Here is a 20,796-nt window from a genome sequence, read left to right as displayed (position 1 = left end):
AGGGAAGAGAGGCATACTGACGGGATAGACACCCCAGGAAAGCGCCCGGCCGGAACGGAAATCAATCACACATTATGGTGGATGAGCCCTTTAGTTGGTGAATAATAATAAGTAAAATAATGTTTCTTTAAAAAGGAGCTTATACAATGATAGCATTTGAAAATGTTACAAAAAAATATGTAAATGATCAAGTCGCAGTAAAAGCTATTAATTTAGAGATCCATAAGGGAGAATTTTTTGTTCTTATTGGACCTAGTGGTTGTGGAAAAACAACATTATTAAAGATGATTAATCGATTAATTCACTTAACAGAAGGAGCCATCCGAATTAATGGTAAAAGAATTAGTGATTACAATATTCATGAATTGCGATGGAATATCGGCTATGTCCTTCAACAAATTGCACTTTTCCCCCATATGACGATTGAAGAAAATATAGCTGTTGTACCTGAATTGAAGAAATGGAGTAAACCGCAAATTCAGCAACGAGTTCGTGAATTATTGGATATGGTTGGACTCGAACCAGATAAATATAGTCAGCGTAAGCCAACAGAGCTTTCTGGTGGTGAGCAACAAAGGGTCGGTGTTATTCGTGCACTAGCAGCTGATCCCGAAATCATTTTAATGGATGAGCCTTTTAGTGCTTTAGATCCGATTAGCCGCACGAAATTACAAGATGATCTTCTTGAGCTTCAACAAACGATACAAAAAACAATCGTCTTTGTTTCGCATGATATGCAAGAGGCCTTAAAACTTGGTGATCGCATATGTGTCATGAAGGATGGAGAGATTGTACAGATTGGTACCCCACATGAAATCATACAAAATCCTGTTAATGATTTTGTTCGAGAATTTGTTGGGATAAAAGAGTATGGGACTTTCCATATCCAGACTGTAATTGAACCAATTGCTGATGAGGTTCATCAAAAAAATCGAGAGAACACCATTTCTTCCAATGATTCTTTGCATACCATTCTTCAAAAACTAGCTCAATATGAATGTTTAGGTGTGGAAGAAAACGGGGAAATAATTGGCATTGTCACGAGAGCAACCATGCTTCGGTATTTAGCACAGGATTCCTTAGAAAGAGGTAATTTAAATGGCTAATTTTTTTGATGTGTTTAGCGAACGTAAAGGCCAACTATGGGCATCTTTATTAGAGCATATTCAAATTTCATTCATTGCATTATTTCTTGCGGTAGTGATTGCTATCCCTCTAGGAATCTATTTATCGAATAAAAAGAAAATAGCAGAAAGTATTATCGGTATTAGTGCAGTTTTGCAAACGATTCCTTCATTAGCGTTATTAGGATTATTGATCCCGTTGTTTGGTATCGGAAAGGTTCCTGCAATTATAGCTTTAGTTGTTTATGCACTTCTTCCGATTTTACGTAATACATTTACTGGGATAAATGAAGTAGATCCTTCTTTAAAGGAGGCAGCGATGGCGATGGGGATGAATACTCGAAAGAGATTAGTGAAAGTAGAATTACCTCTTGCTATGCCTGTTATCATGGCAGGGATTCGAACAGCTATGGTATTAATCGTCGGAACGGCAACTTTAGCGGCATTAATTGGAGCTGGGGGATTAGGGGATATCATTTTGCTTGGAATTGACCGAAATAATACCGCACTTATTATTTTAGGGGCTGTCCCTGCGGCGATTTTAGCATTAGTGTTCGATTTCTTACTAAAAAAACTAGAATCACTGTCGTTTAAAAAAACAATGACATCATTGAGCATTATTAGTGTAGTGGCATTAATAATGTTTTTCTTTCCGCTACTAAACTTCAAAGAGAAAGAAGAAATTGTCATTGCAGGTAAGCTTGGATCTGAGCCAGAGCTTCTTATTAATATGTATAAATTGCTTATTGAAAATGAAACAGACTTAAAGGTGCAATTAAAACCTGGACTTGGTAAAACTTCCTTTGTATTTAATGCCCTTAAATCTGGCAGTATCGATATCTATCCAGAATTTACTGGAACGGCAATTTCAGAGTTTTTAAAAGAGGAAGCCATTAACAATAATCAGGAAGATGTTTATCATCAGGCAAAAGAAGGCATGATGAATAAATTTGGCATGGTGATGCTTAGTCCGATGAAATATAACAATACGTATGCATTGGCAGTATCAAAACAAATGGCTGATACTTATCATTTGCAAACAATTTCTGACATTAAGCCCATTCAAGAAATGATAAAAGCCGGTTTCACATTGGAATTTAATGATCGAGAAGATGGTTATTTAGGCATTCAAAAGCGTTATGGTATTACACTTTCTAACATAGCAACAATGGAGCCAAAGCTTAGATATCAAGCGATCGAATCAGGAAATATAGATTTATTAGATGCGTACTCGACGGATAGTGAAATACGTCAATATAATCTGCAAGTTTTAGCAGATGATCAGCAACTATTTCCACCTTATCAAGGAGCTCCTTTACTAAGGAAAGAGACGCTAGAGAAATATCCTGAGATAGAAACAGCCTTAAATAAGCTGGCAAATCAAATAACAGATGATGAGATGCGCGAAATGAATTATCGAGTAAATGTAGAAGGCCAAAACATAGAAGAAGTGGCACGCGACTATTTAACAAAGGCAGGATTGTTGTAAGACGAAAATCATAGTACAAGAGCTAGAAAAGAGATGCTTATTTTTTATTAACGGGTTCGGTTGATGGGGAGAAAAAACCTAAAAGCAATGTAAATAACAAGCCAATTAGCGTACATTTCAACAGTAAATTTACAATATAAATGGCAAGCAAAAACGCTCAGAAGCTTAATCTGAGCGTTTTTCGTATAATTTACTTTACTTGAGGGTTTCATGTGTGAGCAGTACGTTTTTCTAAGTTAAAGCGAGTGTAAGGTATTAGGCTCTCAACCTGGAAATAGTATAGAGGATGAAGAATAATTGAGACTCGAAAAGTAAATGCTAATCGGGTCTCGAAATTTTTTGACAATATAATTGACGATGTGAATTAAGAGTTATAAAATAAAAAAGACCGTCCAGACGGTTTTTTTGTTTGAAAAGGGGGCGATTTTATGTCATCAAAAGCAGATTTAAAACGTTCACATATTGTCCAAACGGCGATCGATTATTTAAAGGACAGTGATTTAAGTACGTTAACTTTAGATAAAATTGCCAGCAAGGCGAACATTAGCAAAGGTGGATTATTGTATCATTTTAATACGAAGGATGCGCTTCAATCAGCAATCGCTGAAACGATTTTGAACGAGGTTGTACAATCTTATGAACATTTAGCAAGCCTTGAGCAAGGGACAGGGAGATTAACGAGAGCATTTATCTTAACGTCTCAAAAAGATCTTGCGAATGGGGCATCCTTAAATATTGCGATTCAAATTATGCAAAATGACCATTCATCCATCTCAACAGTTTATGAATGTTTACTAGACGAATTGTTCCAAGATGGTTTGGAGGAATCTATTGTTCATTTGATTCGGTTAACGATTGATGGATTGTATTATTCGAAACTATTAAATATCGCACCGATTTCCGATAAGGCAACAGACGGTGTCTTTAAACAATTAATGCACATGACAAGGAAGGACTAACATACATGAGTGCTTTTGGTTTTTTATTCATTTCAATTATCTCAGAAGTTTTTGCAAGCTCGATGCTGAAACTTACAAATGGCTTTAAACGACTATTCCCTTCAATAGGTGTAGTGGTTGGATATGGAACGGCTTTTTATTTCTTTTCCCTAACATTACAATCTTTAGCAATAGGTACTGCTTATGCGATATGGGCAGGGATAGGAACGGCGCTAACGGCCATCATCGGTATAATCTTTTATAAGGAATTATTCAATCTAAAAAAAATGATGGGTATTCTATTAATTATTGTCGGTGTGGTTATTCTTAACCTTGCTGGTAGCGGACATTAAGGGGGGATTTGTAAAAATGAAGGGTTATTTATTTTTAGCGTTATCCATTGTCAGCGAGGTAATTGCAACAACGATGCTTAAGTTTTCAGAAGCATTTACAATTCTGGGTCCATCCATAGCTGTCGCAGTAGGATACGGCATTTCGTTTTATTCATTGTCTCTATGCTTAAAAACGTTACCATTAAGTCTTGCCTATGCCATTTGGTCTGGCGTAGGTACAGCATTAACAGTTATTGTAGGTATCGTTGTATGGGGAGATATTTTTAATCTTTACTCTGCGATCGGAATTACTATGATTATTGGTGGTGTTATTCTGCTAAATCAGGGAGATCATCATAATGCGACAACATAACGTCAAAAAAAGAAAACGTCCAAATTAAATTGCATTTCAAATTGGACGTTTTTTTTATATTTACAAGATTGGTAGACTTAGATATTATTTGTTCAATTGTGTAGTAATTGTGTACTCATGAAACACTTTGACAACATCCTTGTCAGGAACACCACTTTTTACATTAATAGAGTGCGGAACGAGTGTGATATTTGTTATTGGCTCCATGTTTTCCTTCTGGAATCGAAGTGAAGAGTTTTCAAGCATTGTTTGAGAAGAAGATTGACCTAACTGATTATTATTCTGGTCGTATAATCTAAATAGGACATCATAATCCATTGTCTTATCAGGCGACGGAAACATATGATAATAAAGAATTAATGAAACTGGTGATTGAGTAATTTTTTCAACTATAACTTTCTGTCCGTTCGGCAAGGAAAAAGATTGATTGATCATGGTTTCTGTTGTTTTAGCCGCAATGGCTTCACCTGTGGCAGTGAAATTAAATTCCCAAGGGTCATTAATTTTATCGTTTAATGTGTTAAAAGAAAACTGAATTTCATGTGGCTTAGAAAGCTCTATATTTGGAATGCTAATCTTACTATAAATGACAAATGTTTGGTCATCGATTTTATCATTACCTGCTCCTCCTCCTCCAGACTCTACTTCCTTCCCATCTAATTTTATTTCAGGGAAAAGGGGCAGGTAATCTGTGTCTGGAAGGTGCTTATTAACTTGAAGATATTCCGAGTTTGGAACGGGTTTATTGCTATGATAAGTAGTCTTGATGAAAAGTTCTCCTTGATCTAACATAACTTCATTTAACGTTAAGGTTCCATATTTATTTTCTTTTGTTTGTCCGATAATATTTTTATACGTAGTATACATATCGTCATTAACATCTGGGTGATTTATATATTGTTCAATGAAATTACCTATTATCGGCAATTTAGCAAGTGCATTTGGGCTATTAATGGCTATTGTAACGGCAAGCAAAGCAACACCTACGCCACTTAAAAATGTAATCTTCTTCTTCTTTGATGTTTTAGTTTTCAATTTTGGGTTTAGTCGTTTTTTAATGCGTGCTATTTCTAAATCTGACAACTGTGTTTCATCATATTGTTCTGTTTGAATTTTTGCTCGATTAAAAAGTTTAAATAATTCACTCATTCTTATAGCCTCCCTGTAATCCATTTTTGTTTTAATGCACGAAGTTTATGACGTCCGCGAGAAAGTCTGTTATGTATAACGGGGACAGACACATTTAATTCTTCCGCAATGTTCTTGGAATTGATATTATCTAAATAATATTTTTTAAATAAAAATTGATCCTCAACAGATAAATGTTGTAAAAGCTCTTCTACGTCTTCTAATTCTGTCCTCTCCGTATTTGTGAAAGACTCTTCAAATTCTAAAGTTGAAATGTAGCGTTCATTATAACGTTGTAATTTTTTTCTTCGATCAAGCGCTTTATATTTTGCAATGATCGCAATCCAATTTTTAAAAGACCCTTTCGCTTCATCGAAAAATTCACCATTCTGCCAAATAGCGAGTAGTGTGTCATCCAAGCATTCATCAACTTCTTCTAAGTAAGGAAAGAGATGTTTAGTGATGATGCTTTTTAGTAATCCACCATATTGCTCAATGATGAAATGTAAAGCATGTTCATTGTGATTTTGTAGTTCATAAACAACATTTTCAGCTTGTATGTTCATAACAAGCTCCTTTCTAAATTAAGTTGCTTCTTACCAGTTTGATTGAATGATCAGTGAATAAAAATATTGTTTATCCGAAAACTCATCAAGGCAAACAGGTGAGACATCTATGAATTTCATCGTTCACTATTAAATACGTTTTTTTTAATTGAAAGCTATCCTGGATTTAAAAATTTTTTAAATTAATTTGATTTTTCAAAGAAAGAGTATAAACCGATGTCCTTTTTTACGAAGATGGCGTAAAAATAGTGTAAATGTTTTCCCTCTACTATTAAGCATACATATTAAATCAAAAGGACCAGTTTTATGTAAAATGAAAAAAGTCGTCATATTTCTTGTCTTTACATATTATAACGAGAGGATGTTGAATAAAGTGAAACTTCGTTCAGGACAGTTAATCTCCCAATAGTGTCTTTTGTTTTTTATCTTGTAGGGGAGACTGCTCGTTTATGCTAGTAAATTTTAATAATTATTGGGAAATGGCTCATTAAGATTTGGAAGGAGCGGAGGAAATGAATAATGAAAACAAAAAAAACCATTTTCTATGTGAAGCGCTCTACGACATAAAAGCACTCCAGGATGTGATAAAGGATTTTCATTCTAAATATTTTGGTCAGCTGCTTGTGAAAATAGTGGGAAGCGATACGATTCCCTTTTTTTTATTAACACACAACGGTACTCACTTAAGGCTTATGGATACTGTAAAGCAGTTTGAAACAGAGTTTTTTCGCATAGAGGCTATTGATAGAGAACGGTGTCGTGGAACTGTTTCGCTTTTGCGAGGCTATGATTATGAAGGGCATGATACGAATTTGATGGCTGAGGTTGTCCGATTAGAGCGAACATCCTCAGAAAAATCCATTGATTTAAGTGGTATATCTGCGATTCAGTTATTAAAGCCTGACATGTTAAAAGGGAAATTTATCATTGAGCCCAAATGGTGATTAAATTTTTAACTATTAAAATAACATGAAAATTAGAGCATCTGTCTAGGTGCACGTTGTAGTCATTGAATTTATTAGAGAGAGAATCCTATGAAGGGAAGAGATTAATGGATGACAATTATAGGAATGTTGCATCATCGGCTAGATCCTAGAACTGTTCTTAAGTCATATGCATTTGCGGCCGTTGCACAAGCAGAAGGAGCTCAATTTTTTTACTTTACACCAAAAAGCGTTGACTTTGATAAACGTTCCATTAGAGGAAAGGTATATGAAAATGGTGATTGGCATGAAAAAATGATGCCCTTTCCGGATGTTATATACAATGCAGGAAGTCCAGAAAAATTATCTGTATCAAAGGACATTATTGAGAAATTGAAAAAGGAAATACCTTTTACAACTCATTCTATAGGTAATAAATGGAATGTTATGAAGCGACTTAAAGAAGCAAAGGAATTTGATAAGTATTTAATTCCATCTGAGGTTGTTGAAAATGTTGATTTACTGCATAAATTTATGGCTTTTTATAAAAAAGTCGTATTTAAACCGATAGATGGCCGGAAGGGAAAAGGGATTTATTTTATTTCAAAAGTAGGAAGAACTAACTTTGAGGTAAAGAAGGATAGGGAAACTACTTTCTGTACACAGTCACAGCTAGATGAGTTAATTAGAGGGCAACTTTCTACAGGCACCTTTATCGTGCAGCCCTATATTCAATCAAAAACAAAATCAGGTCAAATTTATGATTTTCGTCTACATGTTCAAAAAAACGGTGAGGGTGAATGGGTTATAACGACGGTTTATCCGCGAATTGCACCAAATGGCTCGATTATACCGAATATTAACAATGGTGGTTTTACGAATTATTTAGATCCTTTTTTAGAGCAGGAATTTAAAGAAGATGCTTATGATATTCGACGTATGTTAGAGCATTTTTCCTTGTCATTGGCTCGCCATTTAGATGAAATTCAGATGGCGCAATTTGGAGAAGTTATTGATGAAATTGGCATTGATGTAGGCTTAGATGAACAAAGAAAAATTTGGATGTATGAAGTGAACTGGCGACCAGGTTGTCCTCCTGCTTTTTATTTAGAATTAGATGTGGTCATCAATACTATAAGGTATGCAATGTACCTTGCTAAGAATCAAAAGCAAATTAAAAGGGAAATTAGGCAATATAGGAAAGATAGAGATTCGTCCGAAGAAAGGGATTTAGTAGAAGAAAAGGCTTTACCAGTAGAAAAAAATTTAGCAGAAGAAAAGGCTTCACCAGAAGTAAAAGCTTTGCCAGAAGTAAAAGCATTACCAGAAGAAAAAACTATAGCAAAAGGAACGGCTTTACCGATTATCGCGATTACCGGCAGTGCTGGAAAAACGACATCAAAAGCATTCCTAGCCTCCATTTTATCGGTAAAATGGAACATCTTTGAGTCAAAAGATTATTGGAATACAACAGAGCATACGAAAAAACATAAAGAAGAAATTAATGCTTCACATGAGGCTGTTGTGCTTGAGTACGGGATGGCTTATCCAGGTATCATTACAAATCACTGTAGCATTATTCAACCGAATATTAGTATTATCACAAATATCGGTTTAGCTCATGTGGGCAACTTTGATGGAGATATTAAAGGAGTGGCCAAGGCAAAATCGGAATTAATACATGGCATGGACCAAAACGGTTTATTAATCCTGAATAAGGACGATGATAATTCTAAGTATTTAGAGACTCAGCAGTTTAAAGGAAAAATCTTAACAGTAGGTATTCATAGCACAGCGAACTATCAAGCTTATGATATTCAATATAAAGACATCGGTATGTCCTTTAAAATAAAGCTACATGGACAGGAAATTGCCATGTATATCCCAATTTTAGGAGAACATCATGTTTATAATGCGCTAAATGCCGTTGCGGTTGCAGATTATTTAGGGTTTAGTCCAGCAGATATTAAAGCAGGGCTAAATTTCAAAAAACCACCTAGACGATTAACGATTTATAACTGTCGTGATGATATTACGGTTATTGACGATACCGTTCACTCTCATCCGCAGGGCGTACGTGCTGCTATTGATGTTCTGACAAATATAGCGAAGAAACGTAAAATTGCTATTATTGGTCAAATGCGAGAATTAGGGGATTTGAGAGAAGAGGAATATCGTAAATTGGGCGAATACATTTACGAGCAAGACATAGATTTATTCATCACTTATGGTTTTAGAACGGAGGAAATGGGAGCAGCAGCGAAGGCAATAGGGATGGATCCTTCTAAAGTTTATCATTTCTTGAATAAGGATGAATTGCATGCACTCTTAGAGAAAGTGATACAACCTCACGACACTATTTTAGTAAAGGGTGCTAGTAAAACGAATATGTTTGATACGGTTAAATTTTTAGATCAAAAATTTCAAGAATAAATAAAAAAGCCCGAGTAATTGACCTTTTGAAGGAAACAATTATTCGGGATATTTTTTTGCTAAAGAGATCATCGTATGAGAGCATTTTCAAAATCTAAGATACTTTTAGAATGAACTTTATTTCTTTTGCGGCGTTAATGGCTTTATTTTTAGCTTCCGCTAATGTTGCGCCTTCCGCAATTACATATGCATAACGATGTCCCATCGATAAAGGGGGGGTCAACAATGTCCCTCTTTTCGGTTTCACATATACATCCACAACTCCTGGTGAATTCGTTGCTCTATTTCTTCCAATAACTTTTTCTAAAATCCCTTTACTTTCAACAATGACGTATTTTGTATAGACAAACTTTCGATGCTTTGGATTGATATCGGGGCGCTCACCTAAAAATAATTTAAGTGTTTCTTCCACTAAATTAAATCCAAAAGCGGCGTGAAGCATAGTATTCATTGCTCCCCCTGAGATTCGTGGGTTAATCTCAATAAGCTTCCAGCCATTCTTTGTTAAACGAAGCTCTAAATGCAGTGCACCATTTTCGATGTTAAACGCTGTAACAATAGATTGGAGAACTTCCTCAAGACCAGCTTGAATTTCTTTGGGAGCTTTAACGAGAACACCATAACCAGTAATGATAAAACGTTTACCTTGAGTAATTTCTTGTTCAATAATACCGATGATATTAGCTTGTCGTTTATAGACAAGTGCTTCTACTAAATATTGCGGACCTTCGATATATTCTTCAATCATTATGGTTTCACGAGGATTTTTGCTTCGCAGATGGCTCAGGTGTTTCTTCAGTTGGTCTGAGTCGTTTGCTAACAAAACATCTTTAGAGCCTGTTGATTTTGGAGATTTCACAATAAGTGGAAATGCCAAGTTATTAGAGAAGGACTCATTTGGCTTGAGAAGAAAAAATTTAGGAGAATAAGGTTGGTTCTTTAAAAAGTTTCTAGTTTTTTCTTTATCCTCCATCATTTCAATAGCTGTTGAAGACGTATAGTTGACACAAAATTCATCACATAAAATTGAGGCAATATGGACAAAAGGATCGACAAAACTAACAATAGATTTTATTTCTAACCCAGTTTTAGTTAAATTATAAATTTCTTCTTTCATGTCTTCTATATTCGAAGTATCAATAAGAATCATTTTATGAATATCTGGGTAGGCTTTTCTCTGCTGTAACTGCTTTTCGTTGTTTGTAAAAAGGACTGTAAAATAACCTAATTTTTCTGCTGCTATTGTTGCTTCACGACTTGACCCGGATTTGTTAGTGCCGATAAATATTATTGTTTTCAGGTATATCACTCCTTCTATTGTTCGTTAGATACTTTATCAACTATATATATATGCGAAGAAATAGATTTCCTCTAGTTATGTATCTCGCATACATCCAAGCAACTTTTAAGAAGCTACATATACTAGAGTGGAAAGGAGGGGAAAATAATATGAAGCCTCTTACGGTGCAGAATTTAACAGTCATTACTGCAGGCCATTTAGTGCAAGGGTCGGGGGAAGTGTTGATTCAACATGGCGCTTATCGACTGAAGCAAGTGAAAAAACCAAATACCGCCCTTTTTACAAATAAGCGTATTGTGAACTGGAAAGATTATGAGTCACTTTATCCTATAGTGGTTGTAACCGATAGATTATACAGTCAAAATGAATTACCTGAGCAAATAATCATCATTAAAGTAGAAGATACAGATGAGGCCTATTGGAAGTTCGTAAATTTTTATCGCAATCAATTTAATATCCCTGTTGTAGCCATTACTGGTACTTCTGGTAAATCGACGACGAAGGAAATGATCAAACATATACTTTCTGCAGAAAAAAATGTAGCATCCACGCCACTTAGTAGTAATTCTAGAACTGCTTCTTTGCAATATTTACTGAATATTGATGATCATACCGACGCAGCCGTTTATGAAACAGCTGTTGGTTCACCGGGGGACATCAAACTTGCGGGGCAATATTTCAAGCCGACTATTGGGATTATTACAAATATAGGAGCACATCATTTAAATTATTGTAAAACTTTAGAGGGGTATATCCAAGCAAAGGGTGAAATGTTGGACATTATTAGTCCTACAGGCTCCTTAATCCTGAATGCTGATGATAGCAACTCAAGTAAAATAGATTTATCGAAGTTTCAAGGACGCATTATTAAAGTAGGTAAGCATGAATCCTGTGATTTTCAAGCAAGAGATATTCGCTACCACAAAAATGGTATGCTGTTCAATATTCATCACAAGAAGAAACTCTATGAAATCTATGTACCAGGTTTTGGCGAGCATCAAGTATATAATGCGCTCACTGCGATTGCAGCTATTTGTGAAATGGGTTTGCCGATTTCTTTAGCAGCTGAACAACTGCCATCATTCCGAAAATTGAATAAGCAGCTTCAGGTGTTTAAAGGCATTAATAATTCCATATTACTAGATGATACATGGAATATTACGACTACTTCTTTGGAGGCAGGATTAAAAGTTTTGAAAGCGCTCGGAGAAGGCAAGAAAACGATTGCCGTTATTGGGACGATAACAGATTTAGGGTCTTGGGGATATATCATTCACGAACAAGCGGGAGAATTAATTAGTGAAATTGGGGTCGATGTACTTATTACGATAGGGGAACATGCAAGTATTATGGCGCTTCATGCCATTGAGGCAGGAATGAGTTCACCTGTGTATATTTTTAAAAATAGTACACGCGTCTATAAATTGTTAGAAGATATTGTAGATGAAAATACGGTTCTTTTCATTAAAGGAGATATGTATAGTAAAGAAGTTTCTAAGTTGGCAGATGATTTAAAAATAAAAAAATCATCTACTTCCGAATAGATTTCACCTAAATAAATGTTATTTTTCATCATTTACTAGAATGAGCATATTTATAGTCAATTGCTTGAAATGCATAAACTATGATACTCATTTATTCAGAAATATACTATATAGAAAGGGGGCGTAGTTAACTTGCAACATATAAGTGTGAGCGATATAAGAAAATTATTACAAGGAGAATTATTAAGCGGTTCTGAACACTGGTCTGTTAAACATGCAATTTATTATAACCGACATGATCTGACTCAAAATCATACACTTATGTTTGTTAGTAAAAGTGATCAAATTAACTGGCAAGAAATAGATCGAAAGGGACCATCTCTAGTCATTTCTGATAAATCTTCAGAGGAATTGAAAAATGCGCTGAAGAATACGGCCGTTATACGCGTCAAAAGTATTTTGCATGCCTATTGGAAATTCATGGGGCATTACAGAAATCTATTTCAAATACCAGTCGTTGCTTTAACCGGAACATGTGGTAAAACGACAACGAAAGAAATGATTAAACACATAGCTAGTAAGGAATGGAATGTTCAAGCATCTGTCAGCAGTAAAAATGAGCCACGGCAATCCTTACCGTACTTGACTGGAATCGATCAGAATACAAAAGCAGCTATCTTTGAATTAGGATTGGGGAATATAGGGAATATTAAACACCAATGTATGATCTATCAGCCTACGATTGGTATTATTACGAATATTGGTGTCCATCATTTAGATGGATGCAATAATCTTGATGGTTATATCAAAGCAAAGGCAGAAATTGTAGAAGGAATAAGAAAAGATGGCACGTTAATCATTAATGGTGATGATGAAAACATTAAAAAAATCCCCCTAAATAAATTTAAAGGAAAGATTATTACCTTTGGCGTCAACGAAAAGGCAGATTATCAAGCTACGAATATACAATTCACAAAAGGCGGCATGAAATTTGTACTAAAAGTGTCAAATAACAAATACAATTTATTTGTTCCAGGATACGGAGAACACCAGGTATATAATGCATTAGCGGCTATAGCTGCCATAAAGGAAATGGGACTTTCCATGGCTGTCGCAATTTCGCAATTAAAAACGTTCAAAGCGATGGCAAGACACTTAGAATTTTCTACGGGCATAGGTGAATGTACTATCGTAGATGATACTTGGACAAATAACCCGACTTCTGTTGAAGCGGCACTAAAGGTTTTAGATACTATAGGAAAAGGGAAGAAAGTAATTCTTATTTTAGGTGATATTAAGAGGTTAGGAAATTTCGAAGAAAAATATCATCGAGAGATTGGCACAATGGTCGCGAAAAGAAATGTTGATACGCTTATTACTATTGGCAATAGAGCAGAAAATATTGCGAATCAAGCGTTGAAGGAAGGCACCAAGGCAGATGTTCATATGTTTAAAGATGTTTCAGGCGTTTTAGATGTACTAAAGCATAAGCTCGATAATGAAACCATTGTACTTATTAAAGGTCCAATGTCTAGCAAATCTATGATAGAATTTGCGAATCAGTTAAAAAATAAAAAATAAGCTAGAAAAAGAAGTATTCTCAATAGAAGAATACTTCTTTTTCTTTGTATTTATATTATAAAACACGACGAGCTGTTACATAGTTTTGATTTGCCCATGTTGAAGTTAGGCTTTGTTTTACAACATTATTAGATGTCATACTAATAAACTGATTATTACCAAGATAGATGCCTGTTTGTGTAATATCTTTTCCTCCATTGTTAGTAGAGAAGAAGATCAGATCTCCTTTTTGTAACTGTGCTTTTTCCACTTTAGTCCCAACTAATGCTTGTCTACTTGCTAATTTATCTTTTAAATCAATCCCATGCTGTTTAAAAACATAGTAAGTAAATCCTGCGCTCGTAAACGTAAGTGAGCTTTCGTCATACGAATAACCAAACTTTGCTTTACTACTCAAATTTGAGGCAGTAGAGATGATTTTATCAGCAGAAGTAGAAGGCGTGCTAGGGGCTGGATTTGGAGCCGGAGCTGCAGTTGAGTTATCTGACGTAACACGTTTTGCAGTAATATAATGCTCTTTATAATAGTCAACGAACAGTACTCTTGTCGTAATACCACTTGAACTTGGAATCATTATTCGTTGGTCCCCAGCATAAATGGCTACAAGTGAAGGTGTTTGAGAGCCAGCGACACTATTAAAGAAAATTAAATCACCTTTCTTTAAATTAGCACGTGAAACCGTCGATCCCAGATTCATTTGTTCCTTTAAGGTTGTAGTACCAAGGTTTACGCCACTCTTACGATAAACATATTCTACAAACCCAGGCCCGGTAAAACGTAGACTCTGCTCACTAATTGTTGTACCCATAGTTACTTTATCTTTATAGTTATAAGCGTTTTCAACGATTTTATCGCCTTTTGTTGCAGGATTAGCTGAGAGTAATGTAGGTAAAACTCTGCGGGCACCTACATAATTATCTGTATAATATGGCTTACTATTTAAATCAGAAATAACAATATTCTGTTGGGAATCAGCCATGTGAATCATTTTATTGTCCCCGATATACATACCAACGTGGTCAGGGTCTGTCCCAGTTTTTTTACTCTTAAAGAATAGTAAATCACCTTTTTGTAATTGATTTCTATTAACAGCTGTTCCTTGCTGTATCATATAATCTTCATTATAAGTTGCAAGGTCAACACCATTTTTCTCGAAAATGTACATAATAAATGATGCGCAAGAGAATTTATAAGGATATGTAGCCTTGTATTCTGTATTACTATATGTCGCCTTACCAATTAAGCTTTTTCCAGCTTGAATTAGTTGATCCGCTTTCGTATTAACTGCTTGTGAGTTATTCAGGGCATTTGTTGTTGCAGCCTCTACTTCTATAGGTTGAACAGTTGGTTGTACCATCCCCACTGTGCTAAAACCTATCGTCAATGCTAATGTTGTTGATAAAAATCGTTTATTCATGTTGTTATTTCCTCCTGAAGCTATTGTTAGGATTAATCCTGATTTGGTTTGTCACTGGAATTAATCGTAGCATGAAAAAGTAGGGCTTCTTTGAGGTAATTGTTACCACGGTGGATGGGAAATTGCTGTAAACACCTGATATAAAAGGCTTCATCGCCTTAATTTACAGTTGTATTACAAATGTTTCAGTTGGCTGAAGTGTTTTTTAGTATCGAAAGAAGGAGGATGTCGATAAAATTCAGAAGTTAGGTGATAAAACGTGAAAGTTAGTCGATAAAATTCAAAAGTTGGGCGATAAAATGTAAAAGTACCCCGGCAAAATTAAAAAGTTGGAAGACATGCCAGTTGAATAGAAAATAACTTCTATTCAACTGTTTTCTTTTAGATTTCTTGAATCATCTCAACTCTATTACCGAATGGATCTCTAAATTCAAAGCGTTCAAAATGAGGAATAGGAACTGAATCGAAAATTTCTATATGATGTTCGGCTAGTACCTTCTTCCAATGTTCGATATTTTCAACTTGATAGGCAATATGAGCCTTCGTCGTTAATCTATCAAAGCCATCCTCTGTACCTACATGTACCGCTCTATTGCCGACCTGTAACCAAAATCCACCTCGTCCTTTCAGCGAATCAGGCTTTTCAATTTCTTTTAGTCCTAATACTTGACAGTAAAAATGTCTTCCTTTTTCTTCTTCACCTTTTGGTATTGTTATTTGAACGTGATGTAAGCCTATAATCATTTTTTCTCCTCCTTTAATTCTAATCATTACTTACTTCTAGGATAATAATGTAAAATCCTTTAATTTGATGAATGAATAGTATTCTTTTTCACGAATGAAGCATTTGTAAAACCAGTAATGAGAATTAGGGAGTAAGCCCATAATAGCCATGAGGCGAAATATCGATCTAAGTCAGCCGATAAATTCGGGAAAATATTGTCGAAAACTAACAATACGACTGCATCGATGAGCATTCCAGGTAATACGATACAAATAGCAGCCAGTAACCGTTCTGTACCTTTTGTCTTTTTCAAAGAATAAATAGGTATTGTCGCTATCCAAACGATTGGAATAGCTAAAATGTAAGTAGCTATCATGAGGAAAGGTTCTTCAAGGGTAAAAAAGTAGTGCCCTACAAATCGAAATACGGCACTTGCTACAAGCCAAATCCCAAAACCCCAGCATAAAAAGAATCGCATAGTTTTCCTCCTCTAATTATTTTCTAGACGATGCAATGTCTGAAGGATTTTTTCTAATTGCTGATAGAAGACATCTACATCGAAATCGTCCCTCATCATCACTTGTAAAGCTAAGCCATCAATAAGGGCGTTGAAAAAAATGCTCCAAGTTTCCATCGACACGCCATCAATTGGTGATGTATCCCATAATTTATTTAAAATGTTACATAAATGTTCATTTTCAGCCGCTAAAATTTGTCCAATTTGCTGTCTAATAGTTGGGTTCGTAAAGCCGAAAACGATTAAGGTGAAAAATAATTTATGATAAAACGCATCATTTTCATATCGACTTTTTGCAGAGAAAAGTGCAGATTGAATCATTTCTCGATCAGTCATCAGAATCTCATTCCAGGAATTTTCACAGATGTCTTGGACAATTTCTAGAATGATTTGCTCTTTTGATTTGAAATGATAATAAATAGTTCCTTGTGTCACCCCAGCTTGCTCAGCAACAGCCTTTAAGGTGAATTTCTCAATCCCTTTTTCTACTAAACTTTGCTTGGCAGCCATTAATAAATCTGACTTTTCAATACCAGTAGGTTTTGCCATTTGTTTACACCTCCTTTGTTATTAGTTAGTTGGATAACTAACTATAAAATAACAGAATATCCCACTATTTACAAGTTTGTTTTGGTAGCGGGGCTGCTAGTCTTCGATGATTCCATATGTTCGGAATAATAGCAGTATGAAGAATCAAACAAATCTGAAAATAAATCTACTTTTCAGAAAAATATATGTTATAGTAAAACATAATTAAATATTGTGTAAGAGTTGGTGCCGAATGAAAGTTTGGCTTAAAAGGGAAGTCGGTGTAAATCCGACGCTGTCCCGCAACTGTAAATCGGAGCAAATCACAATTGCCACTGGGAAACTGGGAAGGCTGTGAGGCGTGTTGATGAGAAGCCAGGAGACCTGCCAATATCTAGTACACACCAAATACCTACGTGGAAATAGGTGGTGAGATGTGACCATATCGGCCCTGTGCGACAATAAATCATGCGATATTTTGAAAGAATTTCGTATTGTTTCTTGATAGCTAATTTTGATATGCAATGACAGCCATTTTCCAAAAAAGGAGGGTGGCTTTTTTTTATTTTGATTGATAGGAGAGATAAACATGACGTATACAAGTACTACAGTTGGTTATCCGTATATCGGAGAAGATCGTGAATGGAAAAAGGCTTTAGAGGCATTTTGGAAAAAGGAGCTTTCAGAGGATGAGTTTTTACAGCATTTAAAGGATATTCGCCTAGCTCGAATAAACAAGCAGATTCGTCTCGGCATAGACATGATAACTGTCGGAGATTTCACACTCTATGACAGAATGTTGGATACGGCAATGATGTTTGGCTTAGTTCCAAAGCGCTTTGATTGGCAGGGAGACAAAGTTGATTTACAAACTTACTATGGGGTAGCTCGTGGTAGTAAAAAAGCCGTGGCTAGTGAAATGACAAAATGGTTTAATACAAACTATCATTATATTGTGCCAGAATATGAGGGACAACCTTTACAATTAACAGAAAATAAAATATTGGCAGACTTTTTAGAGGCTAAGGAAGCGTTTGGTATTACAGCAAAACCTACATTGATTGGCCCATATACATTTTGTAAATTAACAAAAGGCTATGACAAACTATCGCAGATTACATTTATTTTAGCATTACTACCACTTTATACGCAGGTCTTAAAGGAGTTAGTGGATGCTGGTGTAGAGTGGATTCAATTAGAGGAGCCTGCTCTTGCCACAACACTAGATGAAGCGGAGGTTAAACTTGTTCAAGAAATTTATAGACAATTAGTTGCATCAGTACCCGAGGTTAACATTATGCTACAAACATATTTTGAGTCATTATCGGCATACGAGTCAATTGTGACACTTCCGGTTCAAGGAATTGGGTTAGACTTTGTGCATGGCTATGGCGAAAATATGGAGGCATTACGTCAATTTGGCTTCCCACAAGATAAAGTATTAGCGGCCGGTATTATAAATGGACGAGATATTTGGCGCTCCAATCTAGCAGAGGCTAGCTCAACTATTAAAGCTATTGAACAGCTAAGTGGTGCTAAAGAAATATGGATTCAATCTTCGTGTAACTTACAGCATGTTCCAATTACAACTACTCTCGAAACAAAGCTCGATCCAGTTCTAAAAAATGCCCTTTCTTTTGCAGATGAAAAATTAGTTGAGATCAATGAAATAACAAAATACTTACAAGGCACAGGAAGCCCCTCAAATCAAAAAACATCTGAAAGTATGAGGGCGATTGAAGCGTTGAAAAATCACCCGGCTCGTCAAAATAGAAGTATTCAACAAGCCATTAAAGCAGTGTCAGCACAAGATTTTGAACGCCAGAGTGAATTTAAAACACGTCAAAAGGTTCAACAACAAGCCTTGCAATTACCGCTGTTCCCAACGACAACAATTGGGAGCTTTCCGCAATCAGACGAAGTCAAACGTACACGAAGTGCATGGCGAAAGAAACAACTATCTGATGAGGATTATGCAGCGTTTGTCGAACAAGAGACAAAACGTTGGATCACTATTCAAGAGGAATTAGATATCGACGTTTTGGTACACGGTGAATTTGAGCGCACAGATATGGTTGAATATTTCGGGGAAAAACTTACTGGTTTTGCATTTACGGAGAAAGCATGGGTTGTATCATATGGCTCTCGCTGTGTGAAGCCACCAATTATTTATGGTGACGTTGCATGGGAAGCACCGATGACAGTTAAAGAAACAGCCTATGCCCAAAGCCAAACGAATCGCTATGTAAAGGGAATGCTAACAGGTCCTGTGACAATTTTAAATTGGTCCTTTGTACGGGATGATATTTCACGGGAGGATGTATCCTATCAAATTGCTTTGGCACTTCGAAAAGAGGTGGAAGCGCTAGAAGCTGCGGGTATTTCAATTATTCAGGTTGATGAACCAGCATTACGAGAGGGCTTGCCACTGTGTGAAGAAAATTGGGGAGCTTACTTAGAGTGGACGGTGAATGCTTTTAAACTTGCTACATCTAGTGTGAAGGATCAAACACAAATTCATACACATATGTGCTATTGTGAGTTTAATGATTTTATCGAGCCAATTAGTGCATTGGATGCTGATGTTATTTCAATTGAAACGTCACGTAGCCATGGCGAGCTGATTTCTTCTCTGCAAGTCAATCCGTATGAAAAAGGAATTGGGCTAGGCGTTTATGATATTCATAGTCCACGTGTACCGAGCGAAGAAGAGATGCTGAGTATTATGCAGGATAGCTTACAGGTTTTATCAAAAAATCAATTTTGGGTGAATCCTGACTGTGGTTTAAAAACAAGGAAGGAAACAGAAACAGTTGCAGCACTGACACATATGGTAGCTGCGGCAAAAACTCTCCGTCAACAAGTCCAACAGTCCATACATTAAATAGAAACTTGACTTCTTTTTAAGAGGTCAGGTTTTTCTTTTTATTCGACAGAAATTTTTATAGAAAAAGTGAAGTGACAGCTACTGAAGAAATTTAAGCGAAGGTAGCGTGGTCCAAGCGATGGATAGACTAGTCAAACAGATGCTTAGATGGTGAAGTACTCGATTATACAAGATACTATGGTATAATAATATAAACGGAATAATAAGATAGAGGTACAAATCGGAATTCCGATTTGTTTAAAAGGGAAGATCGGTGTAAATCCGGCGCTGTCCCGCAACTGTAAATGTGAGCACGTTTCAAAAGACCACTGTTACGCATTGTAATGGGAAGGTGAAAAGTGTGATGAACATAAGCCAGGAGACCTGCCTTTATCTAGTACAACCAAAAAACCTACGAGGATAGGGGGTGTTGAGTGTGACTAGAGAAATTCTCCTGCATGCTCATAGTACGATGATTGCTAAGAAGGTAGCTTCTATTACCAATAGAAAGCTTTTTTCACCGTGTCAATCACCGTATTATGTCGTGTATTTGTCATAGTAGGCATCTTCCTGATGAAGGAAAGATGTTTTTTTATGCTAAAATTGAAGGAGTGTTACACATGAATCCACAAGTAATCGAGTATTATGAAAGTCTATTAAAATTTGAAGTCATGGAAACGCAATATACAAGTACTTCTCAAACATTAAAGGACACAGTTGAACAGTATGTAGAACAAGATGCTGTCCATGAAAATGATATTTTAACAGCTTATACGAATGTAATGAAAGAGCTAGTTGGATAAAGTGAAACTTTAATCAGTGGGACGTATTATCCCCACTGATTATTAGTCTTCACCAATCGGGCTTTTACGGGCAGTTAATCCCGCACCAAACTTCTTTGCATTGCTAATTTAAGATTTGGTATTTTTTACCTGAAGTCGCGCTTTCGGAATAGATAAATTACTGCCCGTTAAAGCGGGATAAAGTGAAACTTTAATCAGTGGGACGTATTATCCCCACTGATTATTAGTCTTCACCAATCGGGCTTTTACGGGCAGTTAATCCCGCACCAA

Annotated in this window: 18 protein-coding genes and 2 riboswitches; of the genes, 11 read left to right on the top strand and 7 right to left on the bottom strand. The window is 35.9% G+C overall.

Annotated elements, in window-relative coordinates:
• The first annotated feature begins 146 nt into the window (after positions 1 to 146).
• The 5 genes from ACMZ42_RS00400 (at position 147) to ACMZ42_RS00380 (ending at position 4,256) form a co-directional block, all read left to right on the top strand.
• Complete coding sequence (locus ACMZ42_RS00400) at positions 147 to 1,106, top strand: ABC transporter ATP-binding protein (RefSeq protein ID WP_415730180.1); 960 nt, start codon at positions 147 to 149, stop codon at positions 1,104 to 1,106.
• Positions 1,099 to 2,613 (top strand): ABC transporter permease/substrate-binding protein, encoded by a 1,515-nt coding sequence (locus ACMZ42_RS00395; protein ID WP_415730179.1) that lies wholly within the window; start codon positions 1,099 to 1,101, stop codon positions 2,611 to 2,613. Before ACMZ42_RS00400 ends, ACMZ42_RS00395 begins: the two co-directional genes overlap by 8 nt.
• 428 nt (positions 2,614 to 3,041) lie before the next feature.
• Positions 3,042 to 3,572 carry a TetR/AcrR family transcriptional regulator gene (locus ACMZ42_RS00390; RefSeq protein WP_415730178.1) on the top strand — a complete coding sequence of 177 codons (531 nt, stop codon included), beginning with the start codon at positions 3,042 to 3,044 and terminating at the stop codon, positions 3,570 to 3,572.
• A gap of 5 nt (positions 3,573 to 3,577) precedes the next feature.
• Positions 3,578 to 3,904, top strand: a complete 327-nt coding sequence (locus ACMZ42_RS00385) for a DMT family transporter (protein WP_415730177.1) — start codon at positions 3,578 to 3,580, stop codon at positions 3,902 to 3,904.
• Positions 3,905 to 3,920: 16 nt separating this feature from the next.
• Positions 3,921 to 4,256, top strand: a complete 336-nt coding sequence (locus ACMZ42_RS00380) for a DMT family transporter (RefSeq protein ID WP_370077615.1) — start codon at positions 3,921 to 3,923, stop codon at positions 4,254 to 4,256.
• Positions 4,257 to 4,340: 84 nt separating this feature from the next.
• On the opposite strand, the gene ACMZ42_RS00375 is transcribed toward ACMZ42_RS00380, so the two are convergent.
• Positions 4,341 to 5,405 (bottom strand): DUF4179 domain-containing protein, encoded by a 1,065-nt coding sequence (locus ACMZ42_RS00375; RefSeq protein WP_415730176.1) that lies wholly within the window; start codon positions 5,403 to 5,405, stop codon positions 4,341 to 4,343.
• Positions 5,406 to 5,407: 2 nt separating this feature from the next.
• Positions 5,408 to 5,950, bottom strand: coding sequence for a sigma-70 family RNA polymerase sigma factor (locus tag ACMZ42_RS00370; RefSeq protein ID WP_415730175.1), 543 nt, complete (start codon positions 5,948 to 5,950; stop codon positions 5,408 to 5,410).
• Between the two features lie 512 nt (positions 5,951 to 6,462).
• Between ACMZ42_RS00370 and ACMZ42_RS00365 the strand changes: the two genes are divergently transcribed.
• Together ACMZ42_RS00365 and ACMZ42_RS00360 are read left to right on the top strand one after the other, a co-directional pair.
• Positions 6,463 to 6,894 carry a hypothetical protein gene (locus ACMZ42_RS00365; RefSeq protein WP_370077617.1) on the top strand — a complete coding sequence of 144 codons (432 nt, stop codon included), beginning with the start codon at positions 6,463 to 6,465 and terminating at the stop codon, positions 6,892 to 6,894.
• 111 nt (positions 6,895 to 7,005) lie between these two features.
• On the top strand, positions 7,006 to 9,306 hold the full coding sequence (locus ACMZ42_RS00360) for a YheC/YheD family protein (protein ID WP_415730174.1): 2,301 nt from the start codon (positions 7,006 to 7,008) through the stop codon (positions 9,304 to 9,306).
• A gap of 94 nt (positions 9,307 to 9,400) precedes the next feature.
• On the opposite strand, the gene ACMZ42_RS00355 is transcribed toward ACMZ42_RS00360, so the two are convergent.
• Complete coding sequence (locus ACMZ42_RS00355; protein ID WP_415730423.1) at positions 9,401 to 10,606, bottom strand: ATP-grasp domain-containing protein; 1,206 nt, start codon at positions 10,604 to 10,606, stop codon at positions 9,401 to 9,403.
• Positions 10,607 to 10,755: 149 nt separating this feature from the next.
• On the opposite strand from ACMZ42_RS00355, the gene ACMZ42_RS00350 reads away from it, so the two are divergent.
• Entirely contained in the window at positions 10,756 to 12,150 is a 1,395-nt protein-coding gene (locus ACMZ42_RS00350) for a UDP-N-acetylmuramoyl-tripeptide--D-alanyl-D-alanine ligase (protein WP_415730173.1), read from the top strand.
• 132 nt (positions 12,151 to 12,282) lie between these two features.
• Entirely contained in the window at positions 12,283 to 13,671 is a 1,389-nt protein-coding gene (locus ACMZ42_RS00345; RefSeq protein ID WP_415730172.1) for a UDP-N-acetylmuramoyl-tripeptide--D-alanyl-D-alanine ligase, read from the top strand.
• A gap of 55 nt (positions 13,672 to 13,726) precedes the next feature.
• On the opposite strand, the gene ACMZ42_RS00340 is transcribed toward ACMZ42_RS00345, so the two are convergent.
• The 4 genes from ACMZ42_RS00340 to ACMZ42_RS00325 all read right to left on the bottom strand — a co-directional run bounded on the left by ACMZ42_RS00340 (position 13,727) and on the right by ACMZ42_RS00325 (position 16,878).
• Positions 13,727 to 15,088, bottom strand: coding sequence for a C40 family peptidase (locus ACMZ42_RS00340; RefSeq protein WP_370077625.1), 1,362 nt, complete (start codon positions 15,086 to 15,088; stop codon positions 13,727 to 13,729).
• A gap of 381 nt (positions 15,089 to 15,469) precedes the next feature.
• Complete coding sequence (locus ACMZ42_RS00335) at positions 15,470 to 15,832, bottom strand: VOC family protein (protein WP_415730171.1); 363 nt, start codon at positions 15,830 to 15,832, stop codon at positions 15,470 to 15,472.
• 59 nt (positions 15,833 to 15,891) lie between these two features.
• Positions 15,892 to 16,290, bottom strand: a complete 399-nt coding sequence (locus ACMZ42_RS00330) for a DUF5367 domain-containing protein (RefSeq protein ID WP_370077629.1) — start codon at positions 16,288 to 16,290, stop codon at positions 15,892 to 15,894.
• Positions 16,291 to 16,302: 12 nt separating this feature from the next.
• Positions 16,303 to 16,878: a TetR/AcrR family transcriptional regulator gene (locus ACMZ42_RS00325; protein ID WP_402869113.1), complete on the bottom strand. Its 576-nt coding sequence runs from the start codon at positions 16,876 to 16,878 to the stop codon at positions 16,303 to 16,305.
• A gap of 206 nt (positions 16,879 to 17,084) precedes the next feature.
• Positions 17,085 to 17,264: riboswitch (cobalamin riboswitch) on the top strand.
• A 182-nt stretch (positions 17,265 to 17,446) separates the two neighbouring features.
• Here ACMZ42_RS00325 and metE point away from each other — a divergent pair.
• Positions 17,447 to 19,741 carry a 5-methyltetrahydropteroyltriglutamate--homocysteine S-methyltransferase gene (gene metE / locus ACMZ42_RS00320; RefSeq protein ID WP_415730170.1) on the top strand — a complete coding sequence of 765 codons (2,295 nt, stop codon included), beginning with the start codon at positions 17,447 to 17,449 and terminating at the stop codon, positions 19,739 to 19,741.
• A 197-nt stretch (positions 19,742 to 19,938) separates the two neighbouring features.
• A riboswitch (cobalamin riboswitch) is annotated at positions 19,939 to 20,130 on the top strand.
• A gap of 213 nt (positions 20,131 to 20,343) precedes the next feature.
• Positions 20,344 to 20,526 carry a hypothetical protein gene (locus ACMZ42_RS00315; RefSeq protein WP_370077635.1) on the top strand — a complete coding sequence of 61 codons (183 nt, stop codon included), beginning with the start codon at positions 20,344 to 20,346 and terminating at the stop codon, positions 20,524 to 20,526.
• Positions 20,527 to 20,796 lie beyond the last annotated feature (270 nt).

It is taken from the genome of Lysinibacillus sp. NPDC056185, from assembly GCF_047737915.1.
Lineage (GTDB): Bacteria > Bacillota > Bacilli > Bacillales_A > Planococcaceae > Lysinibacillus.
This window is presented reverse-complemented; position numbering and strand designations above follow the sequence as displayed.

Coding starts and splice junctions, on each gene's coding strand:
- ACMZ42_RS00400 (WP_415730180.1), top strand. CDS start 147: ATGATAGCATTTGAAAATGTTACAAAAAAATATGTAAATGATCAAGTC.
- ACMZ42_RS00395 (WP_415730179.1), top strand. CDS start 1,099: ATGGCTAATTTTTTTGATGTGTTTAGCGAACGTAAAGGCCAACTATGG.
- ACMZ42_RS00390 (WP_415730178.1), top strand. CDS start 3,042: ATGTCATCAAAAGCAGATTTAAAACGTTCACATATTGTCCAAACGGCG.
- ACMZ42_RS00385 (WP_415730177.1), top strand. CDS start 3,578: ATGAGTGCTTTTGGTTTTTTATTCATTTCAATTATCTCAGAAGTTTTT.
- ACMZ42_RS00380 (WP_370077615.1), top strand. CDS start 3,921: ATGAAGGGTTATTTATTTTTAGCGTTATCCATTGTCAGCGAGGTAATT.
- ACMZ42_RS00375 (WP_415730176.1), bottom strand. CDS start 5,405: ATGAGTGAATTATTTAAACTTTTTAATCGAGCAAAAATTCAAACAGAA.
- ACMZ42_RS00370 (WP_415730175.1), bottom strand. CDS start 5,950: ATGAACATACAAGCTGAAAATGTTGTTTATGAACTACAAAATCACAAT.
- ACMZ42_RS00365 (WP_370077617.1), top strand. CDS start 6,463: ATGAATAATGAAAACAAAAAAAACCATTTTCTATGTGAAGCGCTCTAC.
- ACMZ42_RS00360 (WP_415730174.1), top strand. CDS start 7,006: ATGACAATTATAGGAATGTTGCATCATCGGCTAGATCCTAGAACTGTT.
- ACMZ42_RS00350 (WP_415730173.1), top strand. CDS start 10,756: ATGAAGCCTCTTACGGTGCAGAATTTAACAGTCATTACTGCAGGCCAT.
- ACMZ42_RS00340 (WP_370077625.1), bottom strand. CDS start 15,088: ATGAATAAACGATTTTTATCAACAACATTAGCATTGACGATAGGTTTT.
- ACMZ42_RS00335 (WP_415730171.1), bottom strand. CDS start 15,832: ATGATTATAGGCTTACATCACGTTCAAATAACAATACCAAAAGGTGAA.
- ACMZ42_RS00330 (WP_370077629.1), bottom strand. CDS start 16,290: ATGCGATTCTTTTTATGCTGGGGTTTTGGGATTTGGCTTGTAGCAAGT.
- ACMZ42_RS00325 (WP_402869113.1), bottom strand. CDS start 16,878: ATGGCAAAACCTACTGGTATTGAAAAGTCAGATTTATTAATGGCTGCC.
- metE (WP_415730170.1), top strand. CDS start 17,447: ATGACGTATACAAGTACTACAGTTGGTTATCCGTATATCGGAGAAGAT.
- ACMZ42_RS00315 (WP_370077635.1), top strand. CDS start 20,344: ATGAATCCACAAGTAATCGAGTATTATGAAAGTCTATTAAAATTTGAA.